The 16943-nt window shown below is 46.5% G+C and carries 16 protein-coding genes and 2 tRNA genes; 5 read left to right on the forward strand and 13 right to left on the reverse strand.

All coding sequences use genetic code 11. From position 1 onward, the window contains the following. Positions 1-41: 41 nt before the first annotated feature. Positions 42-470, reverse strand: a complete 429-nt coding sequence (locus tag A7K91_RS15755; RefSeq protein WP_068684339.1) for an Rrf2 family transcriptional regulator — start codon at positions 468-470, stop codon at positions 42-44. 51 nt (positions 471-521) lie between these two features. After that, entirely contained in the window at positions 522-1301 is a 780-nt protein-coding gene (locus tag A7K91_RS15760; RefSeq protein WP_082967485.1) for an MFS transporter, read from the reverse strand. Here A7K91_RS15760 and A7K91_RS15765 point away from each other — a divergent pair. Continuing rightward, entirely contained in the window at positions 1207-1827 is a 621-nt protein-coding gene (locus tag A7K91_RS15765) for a TetR/AcrR family transcriptional regulator (protein WP_068684343.1), read from the forward strand. The two genes, A7K91_RS15760 and A7K91_RS15765, sit on opposite strands and share 95 nt — an antisense overlap. Before the next feature lie 21 nt (positions 1828-1848). On the opposite strand, the gene A7K91_RS15770 is transcribed toward A7K91_RS15765, so the two are convergent. Continuing rightward, positions 1849-2292 (reverse strand): GyrI-like domain-containing protein, encoded by a 444-nt coding sequence (locus tag A7K91_RS15770; RefSeq protein ID WP_068684345.1) that lies wholly within the window; start codon positions 2290-2292, stop codon positions 1849-1851. A gap of 92 nt (positions 2293-2384) precedes the next feature. Further along, a complete protein-coding gene (locus tag A7K91_RS15775) occupies positions 2385-3227 on the reverse strand; it encodes an SDR family oxidoreductase (RefSeq protein ID WP_068684526.1) in 843 nt (280 codons plus the stop codon). Between the two features lie 200 nt (positions 3228-3427). On the opposite strand from A7K91_RS15775, the gene A7K91_RS15780 reads away from it, so the two are divergent. Further along, positions 3428-3967, forward strand: coding sequence for an NADPH-dependent FMN reductase (locus A7K91_RS15780; protein WP_068684347.1), 540 nt, complete (start codon positions 3428-3430; stop codon positions 3965-3967). 89 nt (positions 3968-4056) lie between these two features. Here the strand turns inward: A7K91_RS15780 and A7K91_RS15785 are convergent, their stop codons facing one another. The 3 genes from A7K91_RS15785 to A7K91_RS15795 form a co-directional block, all read right to left on the reverse strand. Continuing rightward, the gene (locus tag A7K91_RS15785) at positions 4057-6324 is read right to left on the reverse strand and encodes a M56 family metallopeptidase (RefSeq protein WP_068684349.1); all 2268 of its coding nucleotides are present in this window, start codon (positions 6322-6324) and stop codon (positions 4057-4059) included. A 38-nt stretch (positions 6325-6362) separates the two neighbouring features. Next, positions 6363-6761, reverse strand: coding sequence for a BlaI/MecI/CopY family transcriptional regulator (locus tag A7K91_RS15790; protein ID WP_068684351.1), 399 nt, complete (start codon positions 6759-6761; stop codon positions 6363-6365). A gap of 225 nt (positions 6762-6986) precedes the next feature. After that, a complete protein-coding gene (locus tag A7K91_RS15795; protein ID WP_068684353.1) occupies positions 6987-7913 on the reverse strand; it encodes a methyl-accepting chemotaxis protein in 927 nt (308 codons plus the stop codon). A gap of 347 nt (positions 7914-8260) precedes the next feature. Here A7K91_RS15795 and A7K91_RS15800 point away from each other — a divergent pair, with 347 nt between their 5' ends. Further along, complete coding sequence (locus tag A7K91_RS15800; RefSeq protein ID WP_068684356.1) at positions 8261-9040, forward strand: MerR family transcriptional regulator; 780 nt, start codon at positions 8261-8263, stop codon at positions 9038-9040. A 45-nt stretch (positions 9041-9085) separates the two neighbouring features. Then, positions 9086-10420: an alpha/beta hydrolase family protein gene (locus tag A7K91_RS15805; protein WP_068684357.1), complete on the forward strand. Its 1335-nt coding sequence runs from the start codon at positions 9086-9088 to the stop codon at positions 10418-10420. Between the two features lie 90 nt (positions 10421-10510). On the opposite strand, the gene A7K91_RS15810 is transcribed toward A7K91_RS15805, so the two are convergent. Continuing rightward, positions 10511-10594, reverse strand: a tRNA-Leu gene (locus tag A7K91_RS15810). Positions 10595-10729: 135 nt separating this feature from the next. Here A7K91_RS15810 and A7K91_RS15815 point away from each other — a divergent pair. Continuing rightward, entirely contained in the window at positions 10730-11818 is a 1089-nt protein-coding gene (locus tag A7K91_RS15815; protein WP_068684358.1) for a M24 family metallopeptidase, read from the forward strand. Positions 11819-12144: 326 nt separating this feature from the next. Here the strand turns inward: A7K91_RS15815 and A7K91_RS15820 are convergent, their stop codons facing one another. The 5 genes from A7K91_RS15820 to A7K91_RS15840 form a co-directional block, all read right to left on the reverse strand. Next, entirely contained in the window at positions 12145-14103 is a 1959-nt protein-coding gene (locus A7K91_RS15820; RefSeq protein ID WP_068684359.1) for an ABC transporter permease, read from the reverse strand. Then, the gene (locus A7K91_RS15825) at positions 14100-14783 is read right to left on the reverse strand and encodes an ABC transporter ATP-binding protein (protein WP_068684360.1); all 684 of its coding nucleotides are present in this window, start codon (positions 14781-14783) and stop codon (positions 14100-14102) included. Before A7K91_RS15825 ends, A7K91_RS15820 begins: the two co-directional genes overlap by 4 nt. 92 nt (positions 14784-14875) lie before the next feature. Beyond that, positions 14876-15697 carry a sensor histidine kinase gene (locus A7K91_RS15830; protein WP_068684361.1) on the reverse strand — a complete coding sequence of 274 codons (822 nt, stop codon included), beginning with the start codon at positions 15695-15697 and terminating at the stop codon, positions 14876-14878. After that, entirely contained in the window at positions 15687-16346 is a 660-nt protein-coding gene (locus tag A7K91_RS15835; protein ID WP_068684363.1) for a response regulator transcription factor, read from the reverse strand. The genes A7K91_RS15830 and A7K91_RS15835 overlap by 11 nt, the downstream gene beginning before the upstream one ends. 153 nt (positions 16347-16499) lie before the next feature. Then, a tRNA-Leu gene (locus tag A7K91_RS15840) sits at positions 16500-16583 on the reverse strand. Positions 16584-16943 lie beyond the last annotated feature (360 nt).

Genomic DNA, 16943 nt, shown 5'->3' on the forward strand with positions numbered 1-16943 from the left:
TGACCTCACGAATGTAACTATACTAGTTACATTAAAAGCTGTCAAACCATTTTTGAACGTTTTTTTATTTCTTGCACCACATGCTCCAGCGTAGTTTGCGCCAAGGAACGTTCCAGCTCAGATTGGGCATGACTAAGCGAACCATGCAAAACATCCTGAATATTGGACCCTATCGGACAATCCGGATTGCTGTTTTGATGAATGGAGAACAAATCTTGTTTCTCCGGCGGCTCAACAGCCCGAAGCAAGTCCAGCAGCGTAATTTGTGAAACCGGCTTTAGCAGCCGGATTCCCGTTACGCCGGGACGCGATTCGATCAGCTTCGCCTTACCCAGCATACTCATTAGTTTACGGATAACGGCAGGATTTGTATTCACGCTGGAAGCGATATATTCGCTGGTAACCTGTCCTTCAAAGATATGAACCATAGATAGGATATGCGCGGCAACAGTCATTCTGCTGCTGATCATGCAAGCACCCCCCTGTCATTTTCGTCATTGTATCCTCGCGCCAAATAGAAGTCAACAAACCTCCCGTTCGCCCAAAAATAAAAGCAGCGCCAAAAGCGGCATTGCGCAGCCGATCCAGACCGATAATCCCCAGCCGAATACGGCGGTCAACAGGGCCGCAAAGGTTAGCGGGCGGATCAAGCCTCTGTCGGCATAACGCCCCACAATTGGAGCCGCTGCAGCACCGCCAACGCCAACCAGAGCAAAAAAGGCAATCCCTTTCTGCGACAAGCCATAAGCATCTGACAGATAAAGCGGCGCCGCCGTCCAAAAGAGACTAAAGGCGCCAAACAGGCTGGCCTGGCACAGGGCTCTTCGCCGCAGCACCGGAGTCTCCTTCAGCAGAGTCCACAAGGAAGCAAGCAGTTTTCCATAGCTGCTCCCGATGGAGGGCTGCCTCTCTGGAAGTGCAGAGATCAACAAAACAGCCAACAATGCGGAGACAGCCGCAGAGCCCATAAAAAGCGGACGCCAGCCCCATTCATCGGCAACCAGGCTGGCCACGGGGCGAGCCAGCATAATACCAAGCAGCAATCCGCTCATGACCTTGCCCACGACGCGGCCGCGTTGATCCTCAGGAGCCAAATACGCAGCAAACGGCACAAGCACCTGGGCAACGACCGAACCAAGGCCAATCAGCAGCGATGATGCCAAAAACATCGTTGCATTCGGCGACCATGCCGCACCAAGCAGCGCCATGACCGCAAGGGCCAGAGAAGCCGACACAAGAGTCCGGTTTTCTACCCTTTTCAGACGAGGAAGACCCCGCAGCATAAAAACTAAAGAAAACATTCTGTCGGCATCATATGAGCTGCTGCTTGAAAGTGGCTTTGACAATGTCACAATTGAAAAAATCGCGGAACGCGCCGGGGTTGGCAAAGCGAGCATTTACAAATGGTGGCCGAATAAAGCGGCCGTTATTATGGACGGTTTTTTTGCCGCTGCGGCAGACCGGCTTCCCTTGCCCGATTTCGGTACGGCGGTGGAGGACATTTACGTCCATGCTTCAGGGCTGTGCCGGTTTATAAGCAGTGCAGAGGGGAAAATGATTACAGAAATTATCGGCCAGGGGCAGATGGACGCCGCTCTTGCCGAAGCATACCGGACACGTTACATTGTGCCGCGCCGGCTGGAGGCGATTCAATTATTGGAGCGTGGAGTGCAGAGGGGCGAGCTTAGGGAAAACCTGGACAAGGAATTAAGCGTTGATTTGCTGTACGGTCCCATTTTCTACCGCCTTCTTGTCACCGGCGAACCCATTGACGACTTTTATGTCAGATCCATTGTTGATGAGGTTTTTAAAGGTTTTCGTTCTTAACGGGCCACGTTCAAGGATGACTTAATCAACCCGTTTAATGGGCACAAAATAGTCCATCTGATTATAGCCCATCGCTTTGGCAGCCGTAGGCGGCGTTGGTATAGTACCCAGATAAACCCGGGAATCATCCTCGGCAAAACAGCCTTTTTCTTTTATAAATTGCTTGATTGCCGTAATTGTATCCGTACTGTCCTGACCGTCGATTTCGCTCGCGACCGCATACAAGCCGCCCGGAAAATCCACAACCTCAAAGCCTTCAGGCACCTGCATGCCTTCGCTGTGGACGTAATACCAGACAAAGCCGCCGCGTTCGTTGTCCTGCCACAAAAAGTCTTTGGGATAAATGCCGCGTTCCAGTGTGCTGAACCACTCGTCAAAGGCTTCAAGCTTGCCGTCGCCAAACATGCCGCATTGCGACGAGACCATTTTGCAGGGGGGAATTTCTAATACCCGAACATATTCCATATTCTCTTCTCCTCCGGACTGGAAATTGACGTCATGACAGATAACGCTTTCACCACTATAAGTCAGTATTCTGAAAATGTCTGGAATATTTATCACAGTTTGCTAATTTGTTCTTCGCTCCATTGCCATAACCGTTTTGCCGCTTCGTCATCAATCGCCCTTCCGGAAAGCGTTTGCTGTTTTTTCTTATAATAGTAGTTGCCGCTTGCAGTGCCGCCTTCCTGTGATGAAGCCAAATATAACGTGGTTTCGGCGCCTTCCAGCGGCGTCAGAAAAAATGGCCGGAGGAGCGCATAAACGCTTTTGCCAAACCCCGTTTCCCGATTAACGCCCAGCGACGTGCCAACCGCACCGGGATGCAGACAATTAACTGTTACGCTAGTGCCCTCCAAGCGGCGTGCAAGCTCTCTTGTAAACAAAATGTTAGCCAGCTTGGACTGGGCATACCCCTTCACGACATTAAAGCCACGCTGCAAATTCATGTCATCAAAATGGATATGGCCGACCTTGTAAGCTCCGGAGGAAACGACAACAATTCTCCCTTGCGGCGAAGCGTGAAGCAGCCCAAGCAGCTCGGTTGTCAGCAAAAAATGGCCTAAATGATTAACGCCCAGCATGCTTTCATATCCGTCATCCGTTAACTGCCGCTTTAAAGAGACAACGCCAGCATTGTTGATCAACACATCCAGCCGCGAATAACGCTCCGCAACTGAGGCGCAAAAAGCTCGGATGCTTGCAAAATTGCCCAAATCACAAAGCATCAGCTCGATATGGGCAGCTCCGCTTTCAGCCAGTGCCTTAGCTCGCGCCTCCTCCCCCCGCTGCCTGCTGCGGCAAGCCATAATAACCTCGGCCCCGGCTTTGGCAAGCTCAATAACGGCTGCCAGCCCCATTCCGGCATTGGCGCCGGTAACAATCACAACTTTTCCAGTCATGCTTTTCAACGGACTCGCCCCCTTCTCCCAATAGATCATTTTGGTCGTGATTTTAGCGTAAAACATTCCATTGCCGGAAACAAGATGATTTCCTTTACATTTTCAAAAAAACAAACTTTAAGTTAGTTACTTGATTTATGTATGATCTAGGCGTATAATCTAGGAGTAAACCCATTTATTGCATGAGGAGGCCATTTAGAATGTCCAAATTAAACATCGGAATTATTCTGGGCAGTACGCGTGAAGGACGTGTTAGCCCTCAAGTCGGAGAATGGATCAAAAAAATCGCAGATGAGCGCGGGGATGCGAACTACGAAATCGTGGATATCGCCGACTACCGTTTGCCTCTTCTGGGAGAAGCCGACGCTTCGGAGCAAGCCGCAGCGTGGAATAACAAGCTTGCAAGTCTGGACGGCTTTGTCTTTATCGTTCAAGAATATAATCACAGCATAACAGCAGCACTCAAAAATGCACTGGATTATGCACGCGATGCCTGGAACAACAAGGCCGCTGGCATTGTCAGCTATGGCTCCGTAGGCGGCGCACGCGCTGCAGAGCATCTTCGCGGCATTCTTGGAGAGTTGTCCGTTGCCGATGTTCGCGTACATCCTGCATTATCTCTGTTTACCGATTTCGAGAATGGAACCTTTAAACCTGCCGATCTGCATTTGACTAACGTAAACGGCATGCTGGATCAAGTGCTTGCCTGGAGCGGAGCGCTTAAAACCATTCGCTCTTAACCTACTGCGACATAGATGCTTTCCTGAATAAAAAACCGTCAACTGCTCCTCACGGAACAATTGACGGTTTTTCTGACTGCAAGAGTCTTTTACTCAATCGGTCTTTGCCGAATCAAGGCTGTAACGATGTCCTCCATGGCGCTGCCCCCGTCGCCAACAAACCGGACCTGGAACAATGCCTCGCCCTCTTGCCAAAAATAGCTGACAAAATCCGTTTCGTCCGGGCTGCTAAGGGCGCCGTCAATTTTATAGGGCTCCGTTCGGAACACCTCTTGTCCTCCCAGCCGAACCACGGATACAGGGGCTGTAAAGCGCTGACCGTCAATTCTTTCAAAGGAGGCGGCGCCGCTATTTTTCAGCTCCTGGATTATCGTATTGCTTTTGGTCTGCTTAAAGCTAAATTTCTGTATGCCGTCCGTTTCTTCATCCGCTTCTCCATTGCTTGCTTCAGCCTCTGGCAGTGCATACCCGATCGATAAAACCCGTTTGTCTAGCTCTGTTTTGTCGTTCGCATACCCGAAATTAACCATTGACGTATAAGCCGCGTCGGTTGCCATATAATGATTTAACACCTGAATCGGAAGCTTTGGCGTAAAGCCTAGAGCATCTACACCTCTCCAAACATCGTCCGTATCGTAAATAGCGGCATTAAGCAAATTTTCATTAACCAATGGCTTTGATAACGGAAGCTCCGGCTTCTTCATGGATGATACAAGCTCCCGAACGATTGTGCCATCCTCTTTTCCGAATGGTCCCATCCTATATTGAATGTCTTCATCCATCCAGAAGTACTGTACATAATTAACCTTCCCTCGGCTTATCTCCGCCTTTAGCACATCAATGCCATTAATATGTTCAGTTTGCTTTGAGAGTTTAAGAGCGGCCTCGGCTGTCGTTGAAGCATCCCGAATAGCATTGGTTTCTTCCGCTTTAAATTTTTCATTTTCTTCCATGGCGCTGTACGCCTGTTCAATACCCGGACCTCCAAGCTCTGCGGTAAAACTCCAGTTATTCTTTTCTCCCCCGATAGATCGGAAAGCGATTCTTATGCGATTCAATTTTTCTTCTCCATCCCTATTCTGGACCATCGACAGAGAGGCTGATTCAAAGGAGTAGACATCTGGAAGCACCTCAGGAACTTTAAAGGAAAAATCGGCCATAGCAATTGCCTTTTCGAGGTTGTTGTAAGTCCGCGAACCTGATGGCTCAAATAAAACGACATTTTCGGCCAGCCTGCTATCCAATAATGATCCATCCGGACGGCTATTGTCCGGCGTTGCCGCATTCGTCAACGTACCAGCGCAAATGGCAATAACACATAATATGGAAGCTGCCGTTAGCTTATAAGAACCCTTTTTATACCCTTTGATCATAATTAATCTCCTTTCGAGCTGCTTGCGGGCGCCCGCCCCGTATAAACCTATGGCCTGCCCCTGCTCCTGTCTGGATGCAAATGTTTTCAGTACCTCAAGAATGGTTTGCCCGTACGACAACACCTCGCGCGGGTCAAGAGCATTCAGCACACAAGCGTCGCAGGCAAGCTCCCTGTCAGCCTTCATTTTATGTATAGCCAGCCAGACAAGGGGATTCATCCAATGAATAGCTATTGCCACGCTCCCTAGCCAATTCCAGAGAACATCGTATCTTTTGCGATGCGCTAATTCATGCATAAGAACATGCCTTAACTGAGTTCCGCTCAAGGATCGGCACAAAGCCTCGGGGATATATACTTTTGGCCGAAATACGCCATATATAAAAGGGCCCGATGTTACAGCTCCTCCCGTATAAAGCCGGATTTCCCCCTTTATTCCCAGCTTGCTTCGACATTCCTCCATGATGTCAGTCAAGGAGGAAGCCTCTACTGGGCGCATTCCTTTAAACATTTGCTTCAATCTCAAGCCGTGCCTGATAATAACAGCAAAAAAGGTCATAACGCCCGCAAGCCAGAGCCAGGCAAAAAGGCCAAGCACAACATTCGTTTTTTTCTCCGCCTCCAGCGTCCATTCCCCGCCGGGTTGAGCGAGAGAGGTTACCCCCTCCTCTGCCTGCTCGCTCCTTTCCTCCAGTGAGGCCGCTGGCTGCTGCATGACTGGCGATACCGGTATTGCTTCATCGCTGCCGCTGGAGGAAAAAGACAATACTTGTCGCATGTCTATATTCGTCAATTGCATGAGACTAAAGGGGCTGCTTGGAAAAGCGGGCAGCAGCAGCCGAATTAATACGACCAGCCAAAGTACATGTCTGACCCGGGCCGAAAACCGGTGACGAAACAGAGCAATCGCCGCAAGGACGGCCAATATGGTTATGCTGCCTCCAAGCGTCGAATACAAAAACCATTTAAATGCGCCTTCTACCATATTCCTATTCTTCCTCTCGGAACAAGCGTGCCGCCGGATCAGGCTTTCGGGGCATCATCATTTTTCTTTTGTTTGCTTTCCAATATTTTTTGAAGCTGTTCTATTTCCTTTTGTGACAATTCGGCTTCCTCCAAAAAATTGGTGACAAGCAAATTGGAAACCCCGCCAAAAACGCGCTTGATAAAGGAGCGGCTTTCCGCCAAAACACATTCCTTTTCCGATAAAAGCGGGAAATAGTTGTAGCTTCGGCCTGTTTTCGTAAAGGCAATCACGTTTTTTTTCAAAAGCCGGTTAATAAACGTACGGATCGTCTGATCGCTCCACTGGATTTCCTCCGGCAGCTGCTCCATGATTTGTTCCGCAGTCACAGGATTCCTTTTCCAAATGACCTTCATGATTTCCCATTCCGATTCCGATATTTTTGGAATTCCATCCATGTGCACACCCCCTTCTCTTCAACTATTACAGTTGTAAATTTATCTCCCGAATATAATATTACATTTGTAATTTCAATAAGTCAACTGATAGCTCCCTTGCTTTCTCTCCCGGTATAAAAGTAAAGCGCCGTTCCATTCCCACCATATGAGCACAAAAAAACCGCCATTGCTTCAGCAACGACGGACCGGATCTATAGGAATGAATCCTGTATTTGTCCATTAAAATCAGATTAATTGAGCGAATTGTTTGGCCTGAAGCTCTAGCTGCTCCGCTTCTTTGCCGATCTCCTTGAAGCCGTCTACAGCTTCCTGAATGCGGTTGCGGTTTTCCATAATGGCAGTTTGGGATTGAGAAGTCCCTTTGGCAATATCAGCAACCTGCGCTGTCACAGCCTCCAGATTGCCGTTCACTTCTTTTACTGCCTGCTCGACCTGTTTGGAAAGCTTGCGGACTTCATCGGCAACAACATTAAAGCCTCGTCCGAATTCTCCGGCATGAGCCGCCTCAATCGCCGCATTCAAGGCTAGCAGGTTAGTCTGTGAGGAAATCTCCTTGATGGTTTGCAGAATTCCCCGCATGGCGCTCACTTTTTCCTTGAGCCGATCCAGCGATTGCATATTTTCCTCGGCGCTTTGGACTACCCGCTCCATAGTCACCTCTATTTCATGATTGCGGGCGATGCCCGCCTCCGTTCGATCGTACAATGCTTCGGCCATGCCAATCAAACCTTTTGTTACCTCGCCCACTGCCTCTTCTCGCTGCGTAATGTCCGTTGCAATTTTGATAACGCCGCACACGATGCCTTCAGCATCAAAAACCGGTGTATACGTTGCCTCGAAGCACAATATCTTTTTACTTTTGTGAACGCGGAAAATCTTTTCCTGAACAGGGCGCCCATCGTTGAGCTTTTTCCAAAAAGCGGCATACTCAGGGCTATCTACAAACGAGGAGCTGCAAAATTGCCGATGATGCATGCCGGGCATTTCAGCAGCCTCATATCCCATCGCCCGGGCAAAATGATGGTTTACCCAAAGCACCTTGCCTTGCAAATCAAATTCAATCATAGCCAGCGAATTTTCAATTGCGGCCAAAACGGCTGACTCATTCAACACTTGGGTGCTAACCGGAATATCCTTTTTTTGCTCTAACATTCAGCATCCCTCTTTACTAGGATTTAGTCATGATGCGGATTTCTTGAAATGTCTCCCAGTCCTATAATAATCATTAAAATGGCAAATCGGACATGTAGCAACGCATGAATAATAGTGCAGCGCAACAATCATTATATGCCTATTCCATTTTTTCTACAATGAAAAAAGCCTTGATGAAAAAATTACGCGTTCACAGCATCCATTCCTCCGTTTTCCTCCATGGAAACTGCCTCTCAATAGACTGCAACAGCTGCATAATGATAACTCAACTGAAAATCGTCCTGCAACTTCGCCCTTGCACCTACAGTTACTGGAGGTTGTAAAATGGAGTCAGGAGGAGAGAACAGATGAACAATATATGTTATTCCATCGGAAAGTTTTCCGAATTGAGCGGCATTTCGATACGCACACTTCATTATTATGAGGAAGCCGGATTGCTGCGCCCGGATCGTCAGAAAAACGGACATCGGATTTATGGTACCGGGGATCTGATCACCTTGCAAAAAATTATCGGATTAAAATCGCTTGGTTTCTCACTTGAACGCATTCGCAAATTTATTCATCAAAGTGAGCAGGAACTGGGCTTGGCCGAAACATTGCAGCTGCAGCAAAAAGCGCTGCAGGCCTCACGGGCCGAACTGGACAAATCGCTTGAGATATTAGGTCGGCTGTTAACGATCGTACAAGATGAGGGTGAACTGGAGCATGAGATGTTGTTCCTTCTGCTTCGGAACATGCTAAGGGAAGAAAAGCAGCGCAGCTGGGCGGCCGAGCATTTGTCGGAGGAAACCGCAACAGCCTTGTTTGGTCTCTCCCAGGATGCCGCGGCTGAACTAGACCGGGAGATGCTTGCCTTTGCCGAAGCCGTCAAACAATTATCAACAGGAAAGCCGGATACTCTGGAGGCCGAGGAAATGCTAAATTTCTATTTACAAAGGATTCTTGGATTTCTGGATGAAAAAGCGTTAGTAAACATTGCACAAGTTCCAGAAGAGCAGCACGAGCACCTGAATCAACTGGTGGATATGCCGTTTAATGAGCGGGAGACTGCGTGGCTGGATGAAGCGCTGGCGCATTATGCAAGCAAATTCGGTCTTCCAGGTATCGACGGGCAGGACGACGGATAGCTGGCAGCAGAGTAAAAATAATGACGAAAGGAAGCGGACATTTAAATGAAATTATTTGAGTATGTTTTGCTTATTGCCTCTATTTTGGGTTGTCTATATCTTATTTGGGCAAACTCCCGCGTCCGTCCGCGAACGGCGCTTATTATTTTCGCTTCTTTGCTCGGAACCCTGTTCCTTCATTTGGTGATCGAACACTTCCGTTGGCTCATGGTGCCTGTATACGGAATTGTTATCGTTGCAGCGATCGGCTGTATACTCAAAATACGCAATTACGCCTCCCTCCAACCGAAACGTCTCAAATCAGTCTTGCTCAGCCTGTGTGCGCTGCTTGCGGGAGGACTTACTGTGGCAATGACAGGTTTTTTGCCGCTATTTCAATTTGAGAAACCAAGCGGCCCCTATCGTGTAGGCGTAATTGACTATACATGGACCGATTCTGGACGTTCATTAGCAAATGGATCAAACCGTCGGTTAAATGTGCGAATATGGTATCCGGCGAGTGATGAGCCTTCAACACCTGCATACTATATTCCTCAAGCTGATTTATTTATCGAAGCAGTAAAAAAACAATATGGACTGTGGTCTTTGCTACTGAGCAGCTATCGACGGCTTGAAATTCCCGCTCAATATGCGGCTCCTTTTTATAACAATGCCGATCCTGTCCCTGCTATAGTCTATTTGCACGGCAATCATCTCGGCACCCGGTTTACAAGCACTTTCCAAGCCATTGATTTAGCAAGCCATGGCTACATGGTCATAGCGATTGAGCATCCCGGGACCGCATTTTTAAGTGTATTCGATAAGGACAACTACACCCCGTTCACTAATTTGTTCACTGAATTGCCGGCTCAATTCAGTGCCCATAATGCCGTTTCTATTCCGCTGCTAGAAGAAATGCATTCCGATGTGCAGTTTGTATTGGATTATATTCAAGACATTGATCATCACGACTCCAATTCTCTGCTTGCGAATCGAATGGACCCTGATCGAATCGCATTGGTTGGGCATTCCTTCGGCGGCGCGGCTGCTGCGCATATTCTGGCCCACTCAACAACTGTCAAAGCCGCTGTTAATCTCGATGGTTATTTGTATGGTGAATATCCGGACGAAGCTCCACAGAAGCCACTGCTGATCATAAATGGCGGTTTGGATATCGAAGGCTTAGAGGAAACGATGAATGGTTTGGAAGAGGAGCGAGAGATTCGCAATCGCATGCTGGGCGATACAGGGCTGGAAGTGACTCTTCCGAAAGCCGGGCACTTGAACTTCACTGATCTGCCGCTTTATTCGCCTTTGCTGAAAATACTTGCTCCTGATCCTAAAGAGCAGCATCGCTTGATTAATGAGCAGACCTTGCAGTTTTTAAAGAAGCATTTGTAGAAATGATTCAGCGAATTTCTACAATCTCCGTATGCACAAAAAAATCCTGAGTCGTCCATGGACGATTCAGGATGCTGTTTATTGAATCGATGCGGTCAAGAGGACTCGAACCTCCACGTCATTGCTGACACTAGAACCTGAATCTAGCGCGTCTGCCAATTCCGCCATGACCGCATATTTTGTTTCAACGAAAAATAATATACCATATATCGATAAGGCTCGTCAACTCTAGTTGCGAAATTTTGTCATTCGCTGCACATCTCCTATAATAAGAGAAGATACATAGGAAAGAAAGGTGGATATCCTAGCATGAATGAAACACCATTAGCCCGGCTGGAAGCCGGACTGACGGCGCAAGGCCTTGATGCCGCGCTGATCACGGACCCCAAGCACATTTATTATTTAACCGGCTTTGCAAGCAATCCGCATGAGCGTTTTCTCGGACTTATCCTGACCCCCGGACAAGAGCCGCTGTTGATCGTACCTGCTCTTGACGCCGATGACGCCGCAGCGGCCTCGTCTGTCAAAAATATCGCCACACACTCCGATACGGATAATCCCTATTCCCTGCTGCATCGTTATCAGGGGCAGCTAAAAAAGATGGGACTGGAAAAGGATTATGTTACAGTATCCCGCTACGAGCAGCTGACCGCTGCGCTTGGTTCCGTTGAATTTGCGGATATCGGCTCTCTTCTACGTTCGCTGCGGGTGAAGAAAACCCCGAAAGAGGTCGTGCGAATCCGCCGCGCGATTGCTTTAATCGAAGAGGTTCTTACGCAAGGCTTGTCTCATGTACGCGCAGGCGTTACCGAAATCGAGCTGGTTGCCGAGATGGAATACCGAATGAAGAAGCTGGGAGCTGACGGTCCTTCCTTTGATACGATGGTATTGTCGGGACCAAAAACAGGCTTGCCCCATGGAACGCCCGGAGATCGAAAGCTTCAGCATGGCGATTTGCTGATGTTTGATATGGGCGTGTACGCCGAGGGCTATGCCTCCGATATTACCCGCACCTTTGCATTCGGCGCTGTTTCTCCCGAGTTAAAAAAAATGTATGACACTGTGCTGGAGGCTAACCTGGCTGCGATTCGCGCCGCGAAACCCGGCCTGCCCTGCGCCGATGTAGACCGTGCCGCACGAGCGGTCATTGAAGCCGCAGGCTATGGGGAACGTTTCGTTCATCGGGTCGGGCATGGGCTTGGCCTTGATATTCATGAATATCCCTCCTTACATGCACAAAACCAGGACCCGTTGCAGGAAGGCTGCGTGTTTACAATCGAACCCGGCATCTATATTGCCGGGGCCGGCGGCGTACGTATTGAGGATGACGTAATTGTTACCTCCAACGGAGTCGAGGTATTAACCAGCTATCCGAAGGAGCTAATCATTTTGGGATAAATGGACTTATGCGTGCATCCGCATGAGGGCCACAATTGGCAGCATGCCTTCCTCTCATTATCAGTATGTTGTTGGCATGTGCCCATTTACGTTGTCCATATGTTGATGCGGCCAACGGACAAAAACGTCCATCAGCTCGCCATTCCAAACCACATTTTTACACAAAATGTGGTTTGGAGGAGCTGCAACGGACGTTTTTTACCGCTATACTTCAAAAATCCAAGTATTATGGCGGGTAATGGACGTTTTTGTCTGCTGCCAATTTGTCTTTTATCCACCCATTTTATACAAATATGCCTACGTGAATAGAAGCTTTCTTTTTCTATTTAAACACTTCCGTTTGCGGAACGTATAGTTTCAATAAGATTTTTGCTTTTGAGCTGTGCTACCGAATAACGCATCGTTCCCCATGTAATTGCAAATAAAAACAGCGTGCATAAAATAATGGAGAACCATGGAAATGTATATTCAAATTGTACAGAAACCAAAACTGCCTTATAAATCAGAAATGAGAAAACAACGCCCAAAGGCAGCCCTATCAAAAGTGATTTTAATGAACATAACAGGCTTTCCAGATTTAGCATTCGTTTCAACCCATCATATGACATCCCCGCGCTTTGTAAAATGGCAAATTCTTGAGCACGAGAACGTACGTTTACTGAGATTGTACTAATGACATTAGTTAAACCGATTAACGTTAGCATACCGATAAATCCATAGGTAAACATCAAAATCAAATCGGCTAAATTGCGCAATGTTTCATTGGTTCTTTTAGCATCTATTATTTCCAGGAACATTCCGTTTTCTCTACTCCATAAGTCCAATTCATTAACGATGCTTCCGGCATATTGCATGAACCCCTCTGTATGCTGCGGATTTACAAACCACGAATAATTAATTGCATCGAGTTTGGGTACCAAGATGTTAATATCGGTAGTCTCGACATCATACATCATCTCATCGGGCACCTGCTCTTGCTTCAATTCACCATGCAGAGGCAACTGAATAGCCGAGTTGTGGTCATCTACTAAAGTTAACGCCTGAAAATTCCATACAAAAGGGGCGTATTCATGCAGCTCCAGTTCTGTTCCATCACCAATGCCTACATAATAGCTGTTATGATTAATTAATAGATTGGAGCCGAGTGGAACTCCTGCTTGCTGGCATAGCAGATTGTAATGTTTTGTGTCGGTTACGATGAGGCGAACCGGAAGCGTATAGCCCGATGAATCATGGGTATAGCCAAAGCAGTTGAGGGAATCGCGCATTTCCGGGGTAACCGAATCAAGCTTTATAAACGATTGATAAACAAGGTTATTGCTGCCAAGCCCAAATACATCGGTGTCTGGAAAGTCGCGCATTTTTTCGGTAATCTGCTCTCCATAGCTATTGTTAATAAAAGCATCATTCGCACGGCTTGAAAGCTTAACGACAACATCGGCGCCAGCGTTTGCTCCCGCGTTTAATAAAACGGTTGTTTCTGTCATCATTGTTCCAAAACTGTTCACAATAATAAAGAGAACGATACTCGCGGCAAGCGAAACAACCGCTGTACGGTAATTGCGCTTGCTGCGTTTCAGGGATTTAACTGCAAGCTCGCCCTCAAATCCAAACCATCTTTGAATAAAGGGGCTTGTACGAAGCTGTCTTGCTTTAATCTTTATATCTCCTGCTCCTCGAATGGCGTCGATAGCAGCAATTTTTGCTGCTTTTCTAGCGGGTACCCATGCTGATATCAAGACCGTTATAAAGGCAACAAGTGCGGACAAAAAAATGGCCTGCCAGGATACAACAAAATCAACGGCGAGAACAACTCCGGAATCCGTAAATAAAAGCTCCCCAAATCCGGTAAGATACATACTGGCGATTTTCAGCCCCACAAACTCTACAAGCAATCCAAAGACAATACCCAAAGGAATACCTGCACAACAAAGCAGGATGCCTTCATAAAGAACAGTCTCAATGATTTGCTTTTTTGTAGCGCCGACACTTTTAAGTATGCCAAATTGTACAGTGCGTTCACTCGCACTGACACGAAAAGCATTAGATACAACAATTACTGAAAAAGTAATGACCAATATTTCCAAAGCTATAGCCATAAAAATCAGAGTAATGCTATAAAATATTTTATTTTGCAGCCCGGAGAATGCTTCAATTCCACTTGCAACAAAACCGCTTACGGCAGTTATCATGGCCGTTGACAACATAATGCCAATAAGTGTCCAAATCGTGCGATTGCGGGTGACGGCAAGTTGGCTGTAAGCCAATTGTGCAGTAAGCTTCACTGACGTATCACCTCGTCTTTTAGAATGTTGCCATCGCCTATGGTAATCACCCTGTCCGCTTGTAAGGCAATCTGTTCATCATGCGTAATGATAAGGAGTGTTTGATTGTAACGCTTGTTTGATAACTTGAGAAGATCAATAATATCACGACTGGATTTGCTATCAAGATTGCCAGTGGGCTCGTCTGCAAGAATAATAGCAGGGTCATTGATTAAAGCTCTGCCGATTGCAACTCTTTGCTGCTGTCCCCCGGAAAGTTCATTGGGCAAATGATTATTGCGATTAGACAAACCGATAGTCTCAAGAATGGCCTTTAGCTTATCATGATCCGGCTTGCGATTATCAAGCAAGCGGGGCAGCATAATGTTTTCTTCAGCCGTCAGTGTGGGAATCAAATTGTAGAATTGGTAGATAACTCCGATATTTCTCCGACGAAAAATGGACATCTCGCTCTCATCCAGTTTGTGGATTTCATTTCCATCAATGGAGACGCTTCCGGATGTGGGGCGGTCAACACCGCCAATCAGGTGCATAAGCGTTGATTTACCAGATCCAGATGTCCCGACTATCGCTACAAATTCTCCTTTTTCCACACTAAAGCTCACACCATTTAATGCTGTTACGATTGTCGTTTCTTTGCCGTATATTTTTGTTAGCTCACTGACCTGTAAAATTGACATTTGTTTTTCTCCTTCTCTCTTTGATAAGAAAAACGATAACAAGTTAAAATGACTTTACGGTGACTTTTACGTTATTGAAAATGACGGATTATTCATTTAAAAAACTTGAGCGTAAAAACTGCGCCAGTATCATTTCCCCTATCAATTCGAATATCGCCATTTTGACCTCTCATTATAGCAAGAGCCAGCGGTAGCCCGATGCCATACCCCTCCTTGCGTCGTGATCCTTTATATTTTTTAAATGCATTTGAAATTTCAGCATTAGTCATTCCCGCTCCGCTATCTATAACGGAAATCCATGTGCAAATAGGATTAGTGCCCATATCCAGGCGTATAATCCCGCCTTCCGGAGAATGCTCAGAGGCATTTTTGATAATATTGGTCAATGCTTCCGCAGTCCAGCGCATATCACAGAAAAAAACCGTTTCATTATTGACTTCAACCTTTTGATTTTTTACATCAAGAACTATTTTCAAAGGTTCAAGGGCGAGGTTGATGAGTAAGGGGGATTGAATTCTTTCTCTTGAAAATCGGATGATGCCTGCGTCTATTTTTGCCATTTTTAAAAATGCAGATACAAGCCAGTCCATTCGAGCCAGGCTCAATTTTATATTAGTAATAAACTCCGCCTGTTTATCCGAAGGTGCGCTATCCAATAAATCAATCATAATTAACATGGAAGTAAGCGGCGTTTTCAACTGATGAGAAATATTAGTTAACATATCAACCATAAGTTTTTGGTCACGCTCGAGTACATTAACCTGCTCGCTTCTGCGATTTGCCAGGGTATGAATATCATTTTTAAGCATAGAAAAAAGATCGGATCGATTATCGCGCAAGTCAATATCTTGACCATCAATAATTTTTCGAATGTCCTCGGATAACTTTTTTATTTCACGTTTTCTAATCCACACGGTAGCCTATCCCCCTAACCGTTTTAATCTCCAATGCATCCCCGAGCTTTTCCCGTAACCGCTTGATATATACGGTCAATGTATTATCCTCTACAAAATTACCCGTTGAATCCCAAATATGCTCCAAAATCTGCAGCCGGGTCAGCAATTGACCTTTATTTTGTGCAAATGTCAGCAATAAGCGATATTCCAAAGCGGTTAGTTCAATCAGTGTTTTGTTCATATACGTTTTTCCCGCTGCCGTATCAATTGTAATGCCGCCTAAACTTAAAACAGTTGTTTGGCTTGCTTCGCTATAGAGGCTGAGTGTACGTTTTATTCTTGCAAAAAGCTCGCGCAAGCGAAATGGTTTTATTATATAATCAGCGGCGCCTGACTCAAAAGCCCGGACTATGTTCCCTTCATCATCAACAACCGTTAAAAAAATAATGGCCGTATCTGTGGCTTTAAGCATTTCTTTTACATCAAACCCGCTTCCATCCGGCAGTTGCATATCCAGTATAGCAAGATCGAATCTATTCTCCAGTATGTGCATTTGGGCTTCGCATACACTATTGCCGTGGATGACAGCGTAACCTTCTTGCTCAAGTGCGTATACAAGCCCAGAGACAATGATTGGATCATCTTCAACAAGTAAGATACGTTTCAAAGGTCAACAGCCTCCATTCCTTCTTCAAAACATCTTTAACGCAAATAAGCAGCACCTGTCGAGGCACTGCAAACTTCAGTTACTCATTCACATATGAAAAAAGCCGCATCTTCATTGGTTTGGTACCAATAAAAATACAGCTTACACTTTAAATGCGGTCGAGAGGACTCGAACCTCCACGTCATTGCTGACACTAGAACCTGAATCTAGCGCGTCTGCCAATTCCGCCACGACCGCATATTTAGTTACGAAAAATAATATTTTACTATATATTCACGTTTGCGTCAACATTTTTTTATCGAGTTCCACGTAAATGATATGGTAAACAAACTAATCAAACAAGTCGCCTAATACATCCAGCATATTTTTTTTCTTTTTTGGTCTGCCATATTTATCGTAGCCATATTTCCCTTGGCCCCCATATTTATCATTACGATATTGGCCTTTGCCGTAATACTCCTGGCCGTAGCCTTCGTTGCCGGAACCGCCTTGCGGATAACCTGCGTTTGGAGGAGCTTGTCCAAAGACCGGCGATTGATTCGGGTAACTGCTTCCTTGCGGCTGCTTGGACGGAGCATTGTATGGATTTCCCGCTCC

The sequence above is a fragment of the Paenibacillus oryzae genome (assembly GCF_001675045.1).
Classification (GTDB): Bacteria; Bacillota; Bacilli; order Paenibacillales; family Paenibacillaceae; genus Pristimantibacillus; species Pristimantibacillus oryzae.